Genomic DNA, 16,695 nt, shown 5'->3' on the forward strand with positions numbered 1-16,695 from the left:
GCGGCGCAGGTAGTCGGAGTCGCCTGCGTGTTCGGCGACGTAGCCGCGGATGCCGACCTGGCGCAGGTGGTCGAAGAACCGGCCCAGCTCCTCCGCGGAGCGGTCGAGGCTGTCGGCCTGGTCGTCCAGCAGGGCGAGCAACAGATCCTTGCGCCGGCGCCGGTAGTCCGCCAACTGCCGCTCGGTCGGGGCGCCGTAGAGGCGCTGCAGGACGGTGTCGTCCTCGTCCGGTTCGACCATGCCCAGCTCACGGAACCGGTCATCCAGCGCGGGCAGCTGATCCTCGCGGCCCAGGGTGAGCCGGTAGAGCTCGTTGACCTGCTCCGGCGCACCCTGAAACCGGCGCCGGTCCCCCGGCGGGGGCAGGAAGAACCAGACCAGCGGCAGGTCGAACCCGCAGGCGAACGCGAGGATCTCCTGCGCGTCGAACTCCCGCCGGCGTTCCCCGCCGTAGGCGGCCTCGATCGCCGACACCCCCGCCTGGCGCAGCCGCACCCCCACGAAACGCTCGAGCCGCTGCGCGGTCTCCTGCTGGGTCCAGCGGCGCAGCTCCCGGGCCCGGCGGAAGTTGTAGGCGACGATCTCGTTCAGATCCGCCACCGGCTCGCCGCCATCCGGTTCCGGATCCTGCCGCCCGCTGCTTCTCCGTGCCGTCACGCCCGCCACCGTACATGGTCCAGGCGCAGTACGACCACTTGCTGTGCACTCTGTCGGTGGTATGTTCCGGGCAGCGTTTCACCACTGCTTCCCCGCAGTTTCCGCTCTTTCGGCATACAGGAGCCGCCGATGTCCCTACTCACCGTCGACCAGGCCGCCGAACGGCTAGCCACCGGCACCCGGTTCATCCGCCGGCTCATCGCCGAACGCCGCATCCCCTACGTCAAACTCGGCGCCCACGTCCGCATCGACGACGCCGACCTCGACGCCTTCATCGCCGCGGGACGGGTGACGGCGCAACAGGTGCAGTTGAGGTTCCGCTGACATCGGAGGGCCGCGCCGTCCACAGATAGGTGCGCGGCCCTTCGCTGTGCGGCCCGGCGGCTCTACGGTTTTGCGGGCCCGGAGGTTGAGATGGCGAGTATCCAGAAGCGTCCGAACGGATCGTGGCGGGCGCGGTACAAGGATCCGTCCGGCAAGGAACGCGCGCGGCACTTCGACCGCAAGAGCGACGCGCAACGGTGGCTGGACGAGATGACGACGGGGCTGGTCACCGGCGCCTACGTCGACCCGCGAGCCGGTCGCGTGCTGCTCCGCGATTATGCGGAGCTGCGTTGGCTAACCGCCCAGGTGCACCTTAGGCCGAACACACAGGACCTGTATCGGATGCACCTCAAGAACCATGTGCTACCGGCGTTCGGCGGCCGCCCTCTTGGGTCGCTCCGCCGGCCCGACATGAAGGCGTTCGTGGCGCACCTGGCGACGAAGCTCGCGCCGGCAACTGTTCACACCGTCTACGGCGTCCTTCGCTCGATCCTGCAGTCGGCCGTCGACGACGAGCTGATTCCCGCCAACCCGTGCTCCCGCGTCCCGCTCCCCCGCATCGACCCCCGCGTCGTCGAGCCGCTCCCCTCCGACTCAGTGCTGACACTGATGCAGTCGATCACGCCGCGCTACTCGATCGCCGTCCTACTCGGCGCCGCTGCCGGCCTCCGGGAGGGCGAGGCGCTCGGCCTGTTGATCGGCCGGATCGACTTCCTCCGACGGCGGATCCACGTTGAGCAGCAACTCACGGGCAACGGCACCGCCCCCCAGCTCTCGCCGCTGAAGACTCGCGCATCCCGCCGGATCGTGCCTGTCGACGATGTCGTGCTCGAGGCCGTCGCCGAACACATCCGCCGGTTCCCGCCGAGCACCGAGGGCTTCCTCATCACCAACCGCCTCCGGAAGCCGGTTCGCCGCTCGTCGTTCGGCAACCGGTGGAAGCTCGCGGTCCGAACAGCAGATCTGCCGCCGAACACCCGCTTCCACGACCTGCGACACTTCTACGCCTCGACGTTGATCGCCGCGAACCTGCACCCGAAGACGATCCAGGCGCGGCTCGGGCATGCCAGCATCGTCGAGACGCTCGACACCTACGGGCACCTGTTCCCCATGGCCGAGGAAGAGGGACGGGGAGTACTGGACCGGGCGCTCAGACCGGCCCCGGTTCAAGATCATGCGGACTATTCACGGACTTAGCGATCTTGGCTCAAGTGAACCCGCAGGTCAGCGTGGAGGCGGCGGACGAGTCGGCCTGTAAGCCGGGTTCTGTGCGCCGGTTGCGAAGCAACCGGCCGACGGCCATCCATCTACGGCTGCCGTTGCCGGCAGCCTCCAGCGGTCTACCCGCAGGCTCGGGCGGGCCGCCCTCGAACGCCTGCGCAGGCTCCCGGAGGAGCCCTCTTGACCTTGCTCCGGGTGGGGTTTGCCGAGCCACCCGGGTCACCCCGGGTGCTGGTGGTCTCTTACACCACCGTTTCACCCTTACCGGCCGAGGCCGGCGGTTTGTTCTCTGTGGCACTGTCCCGCGGGTCACCCCGGGTCGGTGTTACCGACCACCCTGCCCTGTGGAGCCCGGACTTTCCTCGGCGAGCGCCCGAAGGCACCCGACGCGACCGTCCGGCCGGCTCGTCCGCCGTACCGAACAGCGTACGACGCAGCGCCGGCATTCCATGATCAAGGTCAGTCCTGCAACGTTCGAACACGGCAAAGCTGACCCCGTCGGCAGGCAACCCGGGCCGGCCGGCCCGACCGGCCGGCCCGCGCTCAGGCGAGCAGGCCGGCCAGGTGGCTGGTGTCGTTGAACAACCGCACCACACCGGCGCCGCCGGCCTGCCAGTCGACGACCGACAGGCAGGCCAGATCCAGGTAGAGCCGGTAGAGCGCGACCGGCGGCGCGTCCAGCGCCGCCCGCACCAGCGTCTTGATCGGCGTCACGTGCGAGACGAGCAGGACGCTCTGCCCGGGAAACGTCGACACCACTCGGTCCCGAGCCGCCAACACCCGGGTCGCCGTCGCGGTGAAGCTCTCGCCGCCCGGTGGCGCCACGTCGGGAGAGGCCATCCAGGCCGCCATCTCGTCCGGCCACCGGCGCCTGATCTCGGCGAACGTGTAGCCCTCCCAGTCCCCGAAATCCGTCTCCCGCAGGTCGTCCTCGACCATGACCTCGAGGCCGAGCGCGTCGGCCGCGGCCGCAGCGGTCGCGAAGGCGCGCTTCAGCGGAGACGAGACGACCGCATCGATGCCGCCGGCCGCCGCGATGCGCACGGCGGTGGCCTGCGCCTGCGCCACCCCGAGTTCGTTGAGGTCGGGATCGCCCGTGCCGCTGAAGCGCTTCTCGACCGACAGCGAGGTCTGCCCGTGGCGCAGCAGCCAGGTCGTCGTCGGCGGGCCGGCCGGCGCGGACCAGCCCGTCGCGCCACGGCCACCGGCAACCGACGCTGAAGAAGGCGCCGGAGCGGCCGGCGCCGGAGCAGCGGCCACTGACGGCGTCCACTCGAGACCGCGGGCGGCCGCGTCCATGGCCTCGTTGGCCAGCCGGTCGGCGTGCGAGTTCTGCTCGCGCGGGATGTGCCGGAACGACACGGACGGCAGTGACCGCACCAGCGCGGCCGCCTCCGCCGCGAGCTCGCGCATGTCCGGGTGCTTGACCTTCCAGCGGCCGGACATCTGCTCGACGACGAGCTTGGAGTCCATCGCCACCTCGACCGACGACGGGTCCAGCTCGCGGGCCGCTGCCAGGCCCGCCAGGAGCCCGCGGTACTCCGCGACGTTGTTGGTCGCCTTACCGATGCTCGCCGCGATCTCGCGCAGCAGCTCACCGGTCTCCGCGTCGCGGACGACCGCGCCGTAACCGGCCGGCCCGGGGTTGCCCCGCGACCCGCCGTCGGCCTCCACCCGCAGTCGGCGAGGCATGACTCAGAGACCCGACTCGGCCGTGCGCACCAGGATCCGCCGGCACTCCTCACACCGCACGACCTGCTGCGCCGGTGCGTCGCGCAGCGCGTTGAGGTCGACGGTGTTGAGCTGCAGGTGACAGCCCTCGCAGCGGCCCCGGTGCAGCGCCGCCGCGCCCACTCCCCCGGCAGACTCCCGGATCTTGTCGTAGAGACCGAGCAGGTCCGCGGGGATGGACCCCGCGAGGTCGGCGCGCTGCTTGGTCACCGACTCCGACTCGGCCTCGATCTCGGCGTACGCCGCATCGCGTCGCGCGACCGCGGACTCCATGTCCGCCTGCGCCCGGTCCCGATCGGCGACGAGCGCTGACAACCGCGACTGCACCGACTCCCGCTGCTCCATCACCTCGAGCACCTGGTCCTCGAGGTCGGCCTGCCGCCGGTGCAACGAGGCGATCTCGGACTGCAGGTTCTCCAGCTCGCGCGGCGAGGCGACCGCGCCGGCATCGAGCCGCTGCTGGTCGCGTTCCATCCGGGTGCGCACGCCGTCGACGTCGGTCTCGACCTTCGTCTGCTCTCGTCCGAGGTCGCGGTCCTCGGTCTCGGTCGCCACGATCTCGCCGCGCAGCGCGGCCAGCCGCTCTTCGAGGCCGGCGATCTGCTCGAGCTCGGGCAGGGTCCGGCGGCGGTGCGCGAGCCGGTCGAGGGAGGAGTCGAGCGACTGCAGGTCGAGCAACCGCAGCTGCGCGAAAGGATCGGCGTTCACGAGCCTCCAGACGACGGGGCGTGCAACGTCCAGGGGTCGGTCACCCGGCTGGACACGCTCGTCTCCACCGTAATGCCCGCCGCGCCCAGGCCCTCTCGCAACCGCGCGGCCGCATCGGCCAGCCACGGCCACTCGGTGGCCCAGTGCGCAGCGTCGACCAGCGCCACGCCGGTGTCGTCGTAGAGCTCCGAGGCGGGGTGGTGGCGCAGGTCGGCGGTGAGCAGCACGTCGGCACCGGCGGCCGCCGCGGCGCCGGCCAGCTCGCCACCCGCTCCCCCGCAGACCGCGACGGTCGTGACGGGACGGTCCGGCTCGCCGGCCGCCCGCAGCCCCCACACGGTCGCCGGCAGCGCCTCGGCCGCGACGTGCACGAACTCCCGCAGCGACAGCCGGTGAGGCAGCCGCCCGACCCGGCCGAGCCCTCGCCGACCGGGCGGGACGGCCAGCTCGTAGAGGTCGTAGGCCGGCTCCTCGTAGGGGTGCACGTCGAGCAGCGCACGGACGACCGCCGGCCGCAGCCGTCGGGGCAGGACCATCTCCAGCCGCACCTCGTCGACGGTCTCGACCCGCCCGACGCTGCCGATGGCCGGCCGCGCGCCGGGCTCCGGCCGGAACGTGCCGGTCCCGTCGAGGAGGTAGGCGCAGCGGCTGTAGTCGCCGAGCCGGCCCGCGCCGGCCGCCGCCAGCGCGTCAAGCAGTCGATCGGCGTCGGGGTGCGGGACGAAGACGACCAGCTTGTCGATCGGGTCGCCGGCCAGCGGCTGCAGCGGCTGCAGGTCGCCCAGTCCGAGCGCCCGGGCCAGCGCGTCGGAGACACCGGGCGCGGCGACGTCGGCGTTGGTGTGCGCCACGTGCAACGCCATTCCCGCACTCACCAGCCGGTGCACGACCCGACCCTTCGGCGTCGTGGCCGCGACCGACGACGTGCCGCGCAGGTAGAGCGGGTGGTGCGTGACGAGCAGGTCGACACCCGCGTCCACCGCCTCGTCGACGACCGACTCGACCGGGTCGACGGCGAAGAGGATGCGTCGTACGGCGGCCTCGGGGTCGCCGCAGACGAGACCGACGGCATCCCACGACTCCGCCCACGCCGGGTCGTAGAGCGACTCCAGCACGCCGACGACGTCGGCAACCGTCGCGGTCATGCGGAGGTGGCTGCCTCGCGCGCCCAGGGATAGTCGGCCTTGCCGTTGGGCGCCCGGCGGACCGCCTCGACGAGCACCACCCGCCGCGGCAGCTTGTAGTGCGCGAGATGCCCGTCGTCGCGGACGAACGACACGAGGTCGTCGGCCGAGACCGACGACCCCGGTCGCAACGACGCGACCGCGACGACCTGCTCGCCGAACCGCTCGTCCGGCAGCCCGACGACCAGGCAGTCCGCGACGTCGGGGTGGCGCTTGACCGCCTCCTCGACCTCCTCGGGGAAGACCTTCTCCCCGCCCGTGTTGATGCACTGCGAACCGCGGCCGAGCAGCCTGATGCTGCCGTCGGGCTCGACGGTGGCGTAGTCGCCGGGGAACACGTAGCGCACGCCGTCGATCTCGCGGATGGTCTGGGCGGTCTTCGCCGGGTCGCCGCGGTAGCCGAGCATCATCGCCGGCGACGCGAGCATCCCCATCTCGCCCGTGCCGGGCTGCACCTCGCGCCCGTCGTCGGTGAACACCTTCGTCGCCGGTCCCAACGTGAACGACGCGGTCTCGCTGACGTTGGCCCGGGTGGTGATGCTCGTGCCCAGGGCGCCTTCGGTGGAGCCCATCGCGTCGAGCAGCACCAGGTCGGCGTGGCGCAGCAGCCCCTGCTTCACCTCGGCGCTCCACATGACGCCGGAGGAGACCATCTGTGTCAGCGACGACAGGTCGTACGCCGTGCCGCCCGCGACCGCCTCGTCGAGCGCGTTGAGCAGGGGCCGGGCGAACGCGTCACCGACGATCACGACGCCGCGACACCGCTCCGACTCGACCAGCCGCCACGCCTCGTGCGGGTCGAACGACCGCGAGGTGGTGAGCACCACCGCCCCGCCGATCGAGTGCGCGACGAAGGCGCCCAGCCACATGCCGGTGCCGTGCATCAGCGGGCAGGCCACCAGTGTCCGCGGTACCTGGCCGGCGTCCGCCGCGGCGCGCGTCGCCACCGGCACGTCGTCGACCGATCCCCCGGCCGCGCCCACCGAGAGCGCGGCCAGCCCGAGCCACATGGCGGCGAAGTCGGCCTGGCGGTACTGCACGCCCTTCGGCATGCCGGTCGTGCCGCCCGTGTAGAGCACGTAGAGGTCGTCACCGGGCCGGTCGATGCGCGGCGCGGGCGGGCCGGCCAGCGCCTCCTTCCACGACAGCGCCCCGTCGAGGTGCGGCCCGCCGTCGTCGACCTCGATCCAGACCTTGACCTGCGGCGCGCGCTCGCGCACTGCGGCCACCCGGTCGGACAGCGACGAGTGGAAGACCACCGCCTCCGCGGCGCTGTCACCGAGCAGGTAGGCCAGCTCGTCGGCGAGGTAGCGGTAGCTGACGTTGACCGGCACGGCGCGCAACTTGAAACCGGCGTACTGCGTGACGAGGTACTCGGGCCCGTTGAACAGGTACATGCCGACCGACGCACCCGGCCCGACGCCGTGTGCCGCGAGCGTGCCGGCGAGCCGGGCGGCCTGCTCGTCGTAGTCGCCCCACGACAGCCGGGCCTCGCCCTGGACGATGGCGTCCGCGTCCGGCACCGTGTCGGCGACCGCCTCCCAGACGGTCGCGAAGTGCAGGTCGGGCATGGCAGTGGCCTCCTCGCGCGGTGTCTGCGGGAGGACGCTACTCGGCCGGCCCGTGCTCGGGCGGTGACCTGTCCCCGCCCGCCAGGTCCTCGGGCGGCGACTCCTCGGGCAGCACGGCATCCTCCGGGAGCAGCGAGTCGCGATGCTCCCGGACATGCCCCACGCCCGCGTTGACGGCAGCCACGATCGGTACGGCGAAGATCGCGCCGGGCAGCCCGGCGAGCAGCGCGCCGCCGGTCAGTGCGACTGCGATCGCGAGCGGGTGCAGCGACACGTAGCGGCCGACGACCAGCGGTTGCAGCAGGTGGGCCTCGGCCTGGTTGTCGACGATCAGCACGACGAGCACGATCAGGGCCGGCACGACCCCCTGCGTCACCAGCGTGACGAGCACGGCGAGACCGCCGAACAGCACGGCGCCGATGATCGGGATGAACGACCCGATGAAGACCAGCACCGCGAGCGGCGCGACCAGCGGGGTACCGAGCAGCAGCAGCGTGACGCCGATGACCACGCCGTGGAACAGCGCGACGATGAAGGTGCCGGCGACGTAGCCGGTCAGCGTCCGCCAGGCGCGCTCGCCGGCGCCGCGCAGGTCCTCGCGCGCCCCGCGCGGGAACAGGTCGACGACCCAGCGCCAGATGCGCTCCCCGTCGTACAGCAGGAAGAACGTGATGAAGAAGGCGAGGATCGCGCCGGTCGCGAACTCGCCAAGGGTCTTGCCCGCGGTCACCACACCGGAGGCGATCTGCGACTGGTGCGAGCGCAGGGTGTCGAGGATCTTGCCGGAGACGTTGTCGAAGTTCTTCGGGTCGATCGAGGTGTGCGCGACCATGAAGTGCCGGGTCTGATCGATGACGTGGTTGACCTGGTCGACGAGCTTCGGGTACTCCGCGCTGGCCCGGTTGATGACGAACGCCGCGATCGCCGCGATGATCAGGAAGGCGACGAGCAGCACACCGGTCGTCGCCAGGCCGCTCGGCCAGTGCTTACGCCGCAGGAACGCCACCGCCGGGTGCAGCAGTGCCGAGAGCAGCATCGCGGTGAAGAACGGCAGCACCAGCAGCTGCAGCTTCGCGATCAGCAGGAAGAGCGCGAGAAACGCGCCCGCGATGACGAGGATGCGCCAGCACCACGCGGCCGCGCCGGCAAGGAGAACCGGCACGCGGACGTCCGGCGACTCGGAAGCGCGTGCCGTCCCGGGTTCGTCGGTGGCCACGTGGTCCCAGCAGGACTCGAACCTGCGACCCCCTCGGTGTAAGCGAGGTGCTCTAGCCAGCTGAGCTATGGGACCGGCTGCAGGTGCACACGCTACCGGCGCGAGCCCTCCGCGGCGGGGACCTCAGCTTCCGGAATCGCCGCGCAACAACCGCCCGATGGCGGCGTCGACCTCGTGCTCGAGGTCCGCGCTCTCCGGCGTATGCCGTGCCGCCGTCTCCGCCGCGCCGTCGTCCCAGGCGTGCCCGCAGGCGCTGCACCGGGTCTGGCCGAGCACCCGCGACAGCCGCACCGACCCGCACGCGGGGCACGACTGCATGTCTGCGGTCCAGTCGTGCACCTGCTGGCAGTCGGGGCAGACCAGCACCTGCTCGCCCGCGCGGACGCCCCGCTTCCAGGGGCTCGGCCCCCGCACCGGGTCGGTCTGGCGTGCGCCGCAGCGGTAGCAGGGCATCGAGCACTACTTCTTGGTGCTGCGCGCCTTCGGCGTCACCAGCCGGGTGCCCGACCACTCACGACCGGCGCTGATGCTGCTGGTCTGGGTGAGCCCGGCCGTCGGCGCCGCCTCACCGATGTCACTGGGCTCGACGTGGCCGGATCGGCCCGCCTTCGGCGTCAGCAGCCAGACGACGCCGTTGTCGGCCAGCGGCGAGAGCGCGTCAACGAGCGCGTCGACCAGGTCGCCGTCACCGTCGCGCCACCAGAGCAGCACGACGTCGACGACGTCCTCGTAGTCCTCGTCGACGAAGTCGGATCCGGCGCGCTCCTCGATGGCGGCGCGCAAGTCGTCGTCGACGTCGTCGTCGTAGCCGATCTCCTGGACGATGGCGCCCGGCGTGATCCCGAGGCGGTCGGCGATGCCGTGGGTCCCTGCCGCGGGGTCCGCGGTGGCGCTCACTGTCCTGTCCCTCCAAAGCCGTAAGACGGTTGCCGGTAGTTCACTCGCTCCGGCGCGCGAGCGCAAGTGCTCTCGCCGACCGGCTTCCCGATCACGCCGGCGTGCATGATGACACCGATGAGCACGCACTACGCCGGGGTGGGCGTCAGCCGTGGCGCAGCGGCCGGCCCGGTGGTGCGGGTGGTGACCCCCGCCCCGCCGCCCCGCGAGGAGGCCGGCCAGGTCGACGTCGAGGCGGAGATCGAGCGCGCGCAGGAGGCGCTTGCCGCCGTCGCGACCGAGCTGGAAGACCTCGCGCACAAGGTCGGCGCGACCGGAGCGGTGCTGGTGGCGCAGGCGCGGATCGCCCGCGACCCGGCCTTGCTGGCAATGGTCTCGGAGTCGGTCCGGTCGCACCGGCGCGCCGGCCGCGCGATCTACGACACCCTGGCGGCCTACCGCGACATGCGCGCCGCCGACCCGTTGCGCCCGGTGCCGCCGCAGGCGGAGCTCGACGACGTGCGCGACCGGGCGGTCGCGTGGATCCTCGGCGAGCCGGCGCCGGGCATCCCCGATCCCGGCACGCCGTTCGTGCTGGTCGCCCGTGACCTGTCCCCGTCGGTGACAGCGACCCTCGACCCGCAACGCGTGCTCGCGCTGGTCACCGAGCGCGGCGGACCCACCAGCCACACGGCGGTCCTGGCGAAGACGCTCGGCATCCCGGCGGTCGTGGCCTGCGCGGGTGCCGCCGCCCTCGTCGACGGTGCGCAGGTCGTCGTCGACGGCAGCGCAGGCACGGTGACCGTCGACCCGGAACGCGAGCTCGTGACCACCGTGCACGAGCGCCGGGAGGCCGGCGCACGCCGGCGCGCGCAACCGACCGGCGGTCCGGGCCGCACCCGCGACGGCCGGCCGGTGAGGATGCTCGTCGCGGTCGGCGGCCCGGGCGACCTCGACAAGGCCAACCGGGTCGGCGCGGAGGGGGTCGGCGTCTTCCGCACCGAGTTCCTCTTCCTGGGTCGCGACGACCCGCCCACGACGGCCGAGCAGACCACCGCCTACCGGGCGGTCTTCTCGGCGTTCGCCGGCCGCCAGGTCACGGTCCGCACCCTGGACGTCGGCGCCGACAAGCCGCTCCCCTTCGTGCCGCTGGGGGACCAGACCAACCCGGCGCTCGGCGTCCGCGGGCTGCGGGTCGCCCGGCGCGACCCGCGGCTGCTCACCGACCAGCTGCGCGCGATCGCCCGCGCCGCCGCTGGAAGCGACGCGCAGGTGCGGGTGATGGCGCCGATGGTGGCGACCGCCGCCGAGGGGGCATGGTTCGCCGCGCTCGCCCACGCGGAGGGCCTCACCGAGGCCGGCGTCATGGTCGAGGTGCCGGCCGCCGCGCTGCGCGCTGCCGACCTGCTGCGAGCCGTCGACTTCCTGTCGGTCGGCACCAACGATCTCTCGCAGTACACCTTCGCCGCCGACCGCCAGGTCGGCGAGCTCGCCGACCTGCTCGACTTCTGGCAGCCGGCCTTGCTCCAGCTGATCGCAGCCGCGACCTCCGCCGGAACGGCCGTTGGTGTGCCGGTCACCGTCTGCGGAGAGGCGGCCGCCGACCCGCTCCTCGCCCCCGTGCTCGTGGGGCTCGGCGCCGAAGGCCTGTCGATGAGCCCGCGGATGCTGCCGGAGGTACGCGCCGCGATCGCCGAGCGGACGTTCGACGAGTGCCGGGCCCTGGCCGCCTCCGCGCTGGCTGCGTCCAGCCCCGAAGAGGCCCGCGCGCTCGTCGCGGCGGCCATCCGCGGCTGAATCTGCCGGCCGCCGACGTGACGCAACACCCATCGGCGTACGACGATGGAGGCATGGCGCAAGGACGCAATCGCTACTCGGTCATCACCGACGGGCTGCCCAGCCAGATCCCCGACGTGGATCCACAAGAGACGCAGGAGTGGGTCGAGTCGCTCGACGCGGTCATCGACGCCGCCGGTCCGCGGCGGGCCCGCTACCTGATGCTCAAGCTGCTCGAGCGGTCCCGCGAGCGACAGGTGGGCGTCCCGGCGCTGCGCAGCACCGACTACGTCAACACGATCCCGGCCGAGGCCGAGCCGTGGTTCCCCGGTGACGAGTACATCGAGCGGCGCATCCGTGCCTACATCCGCTGGAACGCCGCAATCATGGTCAGCCGGGCCAACATCATGCAGCCCGGCGTGGGCGGGCACATCGCGACCTACGCGTCCGCCGCCAGCCTCTACGAGGTCGGCTACAACCACTTCTTCCGCGGCAAGGACGGCGGGGAGTCCGGCGACCAGGTCTTCATCCAGGGCCACGCCTCCCCCGGCATCTACGCCCGGGCGTTCCTCGAGGGCCGGCTGACCGAGGACCAACTCGACGGGTTCCGCCAGGAGATCAGTCGCGGGGGCCTCCCGTCGTACCCCCATCCCCGGCTGATGCCGGACTTCTGGGAGTTCCCGACCGTCTCGATGGGCCTGTCACCGCTCAACGCGATCTACCAGGCGCGGTTCAACCGCTACCTGCACGACCGGCAGATCAAGGACACCAGCCGCAGCCACGTGTGGAGCTTCCTCGGCGACGGCGAGATGGACGAGCCCGAGGCGCTCGGCGCGATCGGCGTGGCTGCCCGCGAGGAGCTCGACAACCTCACGTTCGTCGTCAACTGCAACCTGCAGCGACTCGACGGGCCGGTTCGCGGCAACGGCAAGATCATCCAGGAGCTGGAGAGCTACTTCCGCGGTGCCGGCTGGCACGTCATCAAGGTCGTCTGGGGCCGCGAGTGGGACGAGCTGCTCGCCAACGACAAGGACGGCGTGCTCGTCAACGCGATGAACACCACGCCCGACGGGCAGTTCCAGCGCTACTCGGTGTCCGACGGCGGCTACATCCGCGACAACTTCTTCGGCCGCGACCCGCGGCTGCGCAAGCTCGTCGAGCACCTGTCCGACGACCAGCTGACGCGGCTGTCGCGCGGCGGCCACGACTACCGCAAGGTCTACGCCGCCTTCCGCGCCGCCCGCGACCACGTCGGCCAGCCGACCGTGATCCTCGCCCAGACCATCAAGGGATGGACGTTGGGCCCGGACTTCGAGGCCCGCAACGCGACCCACCAGATGAAGAAGCTCACCAAGAAGGAGCTCAAGACCTTCCGCGACCGGCTCTACCTCGAGATTCCCGACAAGGAGCTCGAGGGCGACCTGCCGCCCTACTACCACCCCGGCCCGGAGTCGGAGGAGATCCAGTACATGCTCGAGCGCCGCGAGGCGCTGGGCGGCTTCCTGCCCAAGCGGGTGCTGCGCGCCCGCCCGCTGCGGCTGCCCGACGACAAGGTCTACCAGCGGCTGCAGAGCGGGTCGGGCGAGCAGGAGGTCGCCACGACGATGGCGTTCGTCCGCCTGCTCAAGGACCTGATGAAGGACAAGGAGCTCGGCAAGCGGTTCGTGCCGCTGATCCCCGACGAGGCGCGCACGTTCGGCATCGACTCGCTGTTCCCGACCGCGAAGATCTACTCGCCCCACGGGCAGCGCTACGAGCCGGTCGACGCGGAGCTGCTGCTGTCCTACCGCGAGGACACCCGCGGGCAGATCCTGCACGAGGGCATCAGCGAGGCCGGTTGCATGGGGTCGTTCGCGGCCGCGGGCTCGGCCTACGCCACGCACGGCGAGCCGATGATCCCGGTCTTCGTCTTCTACTCGATGTTCGGCTTCCAGCGCACGGGCGACTTCGCGTGGTCGTGCGGCGACCAGATGGCGCGCGGTTTCCTGCTCGGCGCCACCGCAGGCCGCACGACCCTCAACGGGGAGGGGCTGCAGCACGAGGACGGGCACTCGATGCTGCTCGCGTCGACCAACCCCGCGGTCGTCGCCTACGACCCGGCGTGGGGCTTCGAGATCGCGTTCATCGTCAAGGACGCGCTGCGCCGGATGTACGGCGACGAGCCCGAGAACATCTTCTACTACCTGACCGTCTACAACGAGCCCAAGCCGCAGCCCGCCGCGCCCGAGGTCGACGGCCTGGAAGAGGGCGTCCTGCGCGGCCTCTACCGCTTCCGGCCGGCGCCGGAGGTCCGGACCCGGAACGGCCCCGCCCCGCGGGTACAGCTGCTCGCCAGCGGCACCGCGATGCACTGGGCGTTGGAGGCGCAGCACCTGCTGGCCGAGGACTGGGGCGTGGCGGCCGACGTCTGGTCGGCGACGTCATGGAACGAGCTGCGCCGCGACGCGGTCGCTTGCGACGACTGGAACCTCCTGCACCCGGGCGACGAACAACGCCGGGTGCCCTGGGTGACCCGCCAGCTCGACGGGCAGCCGGGGCCGGTCATCGCGGTGAGCGACTGGATGCGCGCGGTGCCCGACCAGATCGCGCAGTGGGTGCCAAGCGACTGGACGTCGCTCGGCACCGACGGGTTCGGCCACTCCGACACCCGACCGGCGCTACGCCGCTTCTTCCACGTCGACGGGCCGTCGATCACGCTTGCCGCGTTGAGCGAGCTGGCGCATCGCGGCGAGGCGAAGGCGGAGGTGCTGACCGAGGCGATCGAGCGTTACCAGCTCTAGCCCGCACATCGGCGACTACTCGTGGCGGTGCGCGCCGCGGATCGCGGCGATGATGATCACTGCGGCCCCGAGGATCGTGATCAGCAGGTAGGCGATCACCAGGTTGCGGACGCTGGCCTGCGGCACGCTCAGCGAGAAGCCGTGGTCGGCGTTCTGCGAGCCCGTGGTGCTGGTGCCGGGTGCACCGGCGGGCGCTCCCGTCTGGACGGCGTCCTGAGCTCCGGCAGCGGGCAGCCCGGAGGCGGGCGCGTCGGTCGACGCGGGCACGCGGGACGCCGGAGCGTCAGCGACCGGTGCACCGGCGGCCGTCGCCGTGGCCACGGCCGCCGGCCGACTGTCGGCCGACAGTGCATGCGTCGTCGTGCCGGCGAAGGGGGCGGCGACGAGGATCGCGCTGACCAGTCCGGCGGGAAGCAGCGCGGCCGGGGTGATGCGACCGGTCCGCGTGCGCAGCTCGCGGGAGTGCGGCTGTGGGCAGGGACGTGCGGGCGTGCCAGTGGGGCGGTCGATCGTCAGCGCCACCGTGGTGCCCTCCTTCGTCCTCCCCCGGCCGTGACTCGCGCCGGTCGGTCGTCCCCGCCGGCTGCGGCGCACACTTTCGGTGTGCCCTCCCTCGCCGCGTTTCTCACCTGGCGACGCGTGGCCAAGCCCACGGGTAAGAGCGCCGCCGCTTCTGGGCAGGCCCGGCGCTCCGGCGTACGCCCCCGGCCCGATCTGACCGGTCCGGCATCGTCTGATCGGACGATTTTGCCGGCGCCTTCGCCGCATTCGGCCCGGTCGGGCTACGAACGCCCCTCCGGACCGGCACGATGGACGGGTGGGCATCCTTCGCCGCGCCATCTCCGTCAGCATCTCCTCGCTCGAGGAGCACCCGAACCTGACCGAGATCCTCGGCGTCCTCGCCCAGGTGCCGCACATCACCGACGGCGACGTGGCCTCGCTGGCCCGTGCCTGGCACAACACGATCTACGTCGCCGACGCCCGTGGCCGCGCGCTCGCGCCGGAGTCGCCGCTGGTGACCGAGGTGCTCGCGGCCTTCGAGGCGGTGCAGTCGCTGTTCGCCGAGGACCTCGCCGGTGACCGGTCCTACGTCACCCTCGACCCGAAGATCACCTCGATCGCGCTGAAAGCGACCCGCGACGCCATCGCCGCGGCCTACGCCCGCCCGATCCTGACCCGCGGCGAGCACGCGGCCCTGATGCGAGCCTGGCGATCGGTCTTCCCGACGCAGAACTTCGAGGAGCCCGACCTCGGCCCGCGCGCCGCCGAGGTGAAGGCGCTGCTGACGGCGATGCCGCTGCTGGCCCAGCGCTGCCACGACGCCGACGCGGCGGCGACGTTCGAGTCGCTGCTGCGCACGGCGTGGACGATGGACGACGACATGCGCGAGACCGCCCGGCGCGAGACGTGGGCGGCAGCCGTCCTGACCTCCCGTCGCCGGGTGTGGACGCTCGTACGCCGCAGTGGCACCGAGGCGCTCGGCCGGTTCTGCCCGACCTGCCGGCACGCGCCCGCCGACGAGGACACCGCACGAGTGCTGGCCCTCTGCCTCGACGCCGCGTGCGCACTGCTCGTGGCCGACGCGGTCGACGACAACCTCACCGACGTGCTGACCATGCCGATCGAGCAGCTCGTGCCTGCTCAGCGCCCGTCGATCGACGAGCTCTGACGGCCACCTTCCCTGATCGTCGCCAGGTGTCGACGCCAGAGCGTCGTCATCCGGCCCTGCTCCCCGGGTCGCGCGTCCACGTGAGCAGGCGCTCGAGGCCCCAGGTGTTGACCACGATGTCGGGCGTCGCGCCGCACTCGACTGCGCGCGCCGCGCCGTAGGGCTGCCACTCCAGCTGGCCTGGCGCATGCGCGTCGGTGTCGACCGACAGCAGGCAGCCCATCTCGACCGCCAGGCGTAGCAGCCGCCGCGGCGGGTCCAGCCGCTCCGGCCGGCTGTTGACCTCGACCGCGACGCCGAACTGCCGGCACGCCTCGAACACGATGTCGGCCTCGAACGTGGACTCCGGCCGACCACGCCCGACGACGATCCGGCCGGTGCAGTGCCCCAGCACGTCCATGTTCGGGTTGGCGATCGCTGCGACCATCCGCGGCGTCATCTCGGCGGACGGCATCCGCAGCTTCGAGTGGACCGACGCCACGACGACGTCGAGCTCGGCGAGCAGCTCGGGCTCCTGGTCGAGCCCGCCGTCCTCGAGGATGTCGACCTCGATGCCGGTCAGCACACGGAACGGCGCAGCCGACCCCGCGGCCGCCTCCTCGGCGAACCGCTCGTTCAACGACCGCACGATGTCGATCTGCTTGCGCAACCGCTCCGGCGTCAGGCCGTTCGCGACGGTCAGCCGCGGCGAGTGGTCGGTGAGTGCGACATAGGAGTGGCCGAGGTCCCGCGCAGCGAGCACCATCTCCTCGATCGGGGAACCTCCGTCGGACCAGTCCGAGTGCATGTGCAGGTCGCCACGCAACGCCGCCCGCAACGCCGACCCGCCCTCGGCCAGCGATCCGGTCGCCGTCGACTGCAGCTTCGTGAGGTACGACGGCTCGGATCCGCCCGCTGCCTCGGTGATGACGGACGCCGTGACGGCTCCGATGCCGGCGAGCTCCTGCAACGTCTCGGACGCAATGCGTTCGTCGAGCTCTCC

Annotated in this window: 15 protein-coding genes, 1 tRNA gene and 1 other RNA gene; 5 read left to right on the forward strand and 12 right to left on the reverse strand. The window is 72.0% G+C overall.

Translation table 11 applies throughout. From position 1 onward, the window contains the following. Positions 1 to 600, reverse strand: a 600-nt coding sequence (locus tag VFJ21_07205) for a hypothetical protein (protein ID HET7406912.1), incomplete at its 3' end; no start/stop codon positions are given. Between the two features lie 186 nt (positions 601 to 786). Between VFJ21_07205 and VFJ21_07210 the strand changes: the two genes are divergently transcribed. Both VFJ21_07210 and VFJ21_07215 read left to right on the forward strand, forming a co-directional pair. Next, positions 787 to 981: an excisionase family DNA-binding protein gene (locus VFJ21_07210; GenBank protein HET7406913.1), complete on the forward strand. Its 195-nt coding sequence runs from the start codon at positions 787 to 789 to the stop codon at positions 979 to 981. A gap of 90 nt (positions 982 to 1,071) precedes the next feature. Then, complete coding sequence (locus VFJ21_07215; GenBank protein ID HET7406914.1) at positions 1,072 to 2,178, forward strand: site-specific integrase; 1,107 nt, start codon at positions 1,072 to 1,074, stop codon at positions 2,176 to 2,178. 42 nt (positions 2,179 to 2,220) lie between these two features. Here VFJ21_07215 and rnpB read toward each other — a convergent pair. The 9 genes from rnpB to VFJ21_07260 all read right to left on the reverse strand — a co-directional run bounded on the left by rnpB (position 2,221) and on the right by VFJ21_07260 (position 9,509). Continuing rightward, positions 2,221 to 2,610, reverse strand: an RNA gene (rnpB, locus tag VFJ21_07220) — RNase P RNA component class A. Between the two features lie 135 nt (positions 2,611 to 2,745). Continuing rightward, complete coding sequence (locus VFJ21_07225; GenBank protein ID HET7406915.1) at positions 2,746 to 3,894, reverse strand: bifunctional RNase H/acid phosphatase; 1,149 nt, start codon at positions 3,892 to 3,894, stop codon at positions 2,746 to 2,748. A gap of 3 nt (positions 3,895 to 3,897) precedes the next feature. Then, positions 3,898 to 4,641: a C4-type zinc ribbon domain-containing protein gene (locus VFJ21_07230; GenBank protein ID HET7406916.1), complete on the reverse strand. Its 744-nt coding sequence runs from the start codon at positions 4,639 to 4,641 to the stop codon at positions 3,898 to 3,900. Beyond that, positions 4,638 to 5,786 carry a Nif3-like dinuclear metal center hexameric protein gene (locus tag VFJ21_07235; GenBank protein ID HET7406917.1) on the reverse strand — a complete coding sequence of 383 codons (1,149 nt, stop codon included), beginning with the start codon at positions 5,784 to 5,786 and terminating at the stop codon, positions 4,638 to 4,640. Before VFJ21_07235 ends, VFJ21_07230 begins: the two co-directional genes overlap by 4 nt. Continuing rightward, positions 5,783 to 7,396 carry an AMP-binding protein gene (locus tag VFJ21_07240; protein ID HET7406918.1) on the reverse strand — a complete coding sequence of 538 codons (1,614 nt, stop codon included), beginning with the start codon at positions 7,394 to 7,396 and terminating at the stop codon, positions 5,783 to 5,785. The genes VFJ21_07235 and VFJ21_07240 overlap by 4 nt, the downstream gene beginning before the upstream one ends. Positions 7,397 to 7,433: 37 nt before the next feature. Continuing rightward, the gene (locus tag VFJ21_07245; GenBank protein ID HET7406919.1) at positions 7,434 to 8,558 is read right to left on the reverse strand and encodes an AI-2E family transporter; all 1,125 of its coding nucleotides are present in this window, start codon (positions 8,556 to 8,558) and stop codon (positions 7,434 to 7,436) included. Positions 8,559 to 8,613: 55 nt separating this feature from the next. Beyond that, a tRNA-Val gene (locus VFJ21_07250) sits at positions 8,614 to 8,687 on the reverse strand. Positions 8,688 to 8,735: 48 nt separating this feature from the next. After that, positions 8,736 to 9,065, reverse strand: coding sequence for a hypothetical protein (locus VFJ21_07255; GenBank protein HET7406920.1), 330 nt, complete (start codon positions 9,063 to 9,065; stop codon positions 8,736 to 8,738). A 6-nt stretch (positions 9,066 to 9,071) separates the two neighbouring features. Beyond that, complete coding sequence (locus tag VFJ21_07260; protein HET7406921.1) at positions 9,072 to 9,509, reverse strand: DUF3052 domain-containing protein; 438 nt, start codon at positions 9,507 to 9,509, stop codon at positions 9,072 to 9,074. A 117-nt stretch (positions 9,510 to 9,626) separates the two neighbouring features. On the opposite strand from VFJ21_07260, the gene ptsP reads away from it, so the two are divergent. Beyond that, complete coding sequence (gene ptsP / locus VFJ21_07265) at positions 9,627 to 11,285, forward strand: phosphoenolpyruvate--protein phosphotransferase (GenBank protein ID HET7406922.1); 1,659 nt, start codon at positions 9,627 to 9,629, stop codon at positions 11,283 to 11,285. Between the two features lie 53 nt (positions 11,286 to 11,338). Continuing rightward, entirely contained in the window at positions 11,339 to 14,044 is a 2,706-nt protein-coding gene (gene aceE / locus VFJ21_07270) for a pyruvate dehydrogenase (acetyl-transferring), homodimeric type (protein HET7406923.1), read from the forward strand. A 15-nt stretch (positions 14,045 to 14,059) separates the two neighbouring features. Here the strand turns inward: aceE and VFJ21_07275 are convergent, their stop codons facing one another. Further along, entirely contained in the window at positions 14,060 to 14,566 is a 507-nt protein-coding gene (locus tag VFJ21_07275) for a hypothetical protein (protein ID HET7406924.1), read from the reverse strand. Between the two features lie 295 nt (positions 14,567 to 14,861). On the opposite strand from VFJ21_07275, the gene VFJ21_07280 reads away from it, so the two are divergent. Further along, on the forward strand, positions 14,862 to 15,713 hold the full coding sequence (locus VFJ21_07280; GenBank protein ID HET7406925.1) for a hypothetical protein: 852 nt from the start codon (positions 14,862 to 14,864) through the stop codon (positions 15,711 to 15,713). A 46-nt stretch (positions 15,714 to 15,759) separates the two neighbouring features. On the opposite strand, the gene VFJ21_07285 is transcribed toward VFJ21_07280, so the two are convergent. Beyond that, positions 15,760 to 16,695 (reverse strand): PHP domain-containing protein (locus VFJ21_07285; protein ID HET7406926.1); only part of this gene is annotated, 936 nt, incomplete at its 5' end.

It is taken from the genome of Mycobacteriales bacterium, assembly GCA_035690485.1.
Classification (GTDB): domain Bacteria; phylum Actinomycetota; class Actinomycetes; order JAFAQI01; family DASSKL01; genus DASSKL01.

Excerpts from the sequence above, each read along its gene's own strand:
- VFJ21_07240 (HET7406918.1), bottom strand. The coding sequence starts at position 7,396 with ATGCCCGACCTGCACTTCGCGACCGTCTGGGAGGCGGTCGCCGACACG.
- VFJ21_07235 (HET7406917.1), bottom strand. The coding sequence starts at position 5,786 with ATGACCGCGACGGTTGCCGACGTCGTCGGCGTGCTGGAGTCGCTCTAC.
- VFJ21_07215 (HET7406914.1), top strand. The coding sequence starts at position 1,072 with ATGGCGAGTATCCAGAAGCGTCCGAACGGATCGTGGCGGGCGCGGTAC.
- VFJ21_07210 (HET7406913.1), top strand. The coding sequence starts at position 787 with ATGTCCCTACTCACCGTCGACCAGGCCGCCGAACGGCTAGCCACCGGC.
- VFJ21_07225 (HET7406915.1), bottom strand. The coding sequence starts at position 3,894 with ATGCCTCGCCGACTGCGGGTGGAGGCCGACGGCGGGTCGCGGGGCAAC.
- aceE (HET7406923.1), top strand. The coding sequence starts at position 11,339 with ATGGCGCAAGGACGCAATCGCTACTCGGTCATCACCGACGGGCTGCCC.
- ptsP (HET7406922.1), top strand. The coding sequence starts at position 9,627 with ATGAGCACGCACTACGCCGGGGTGGGCGTCAGCCGTGGCGCAGCGGCC.
- VFJ21_07255 (HET7406920.1), bottom strand. The coding sequence starts at position 9,065 with ATGCCCTGCTACCGCTGCGGCGCACGCCAGACCGACCCGGTGCGGGGG.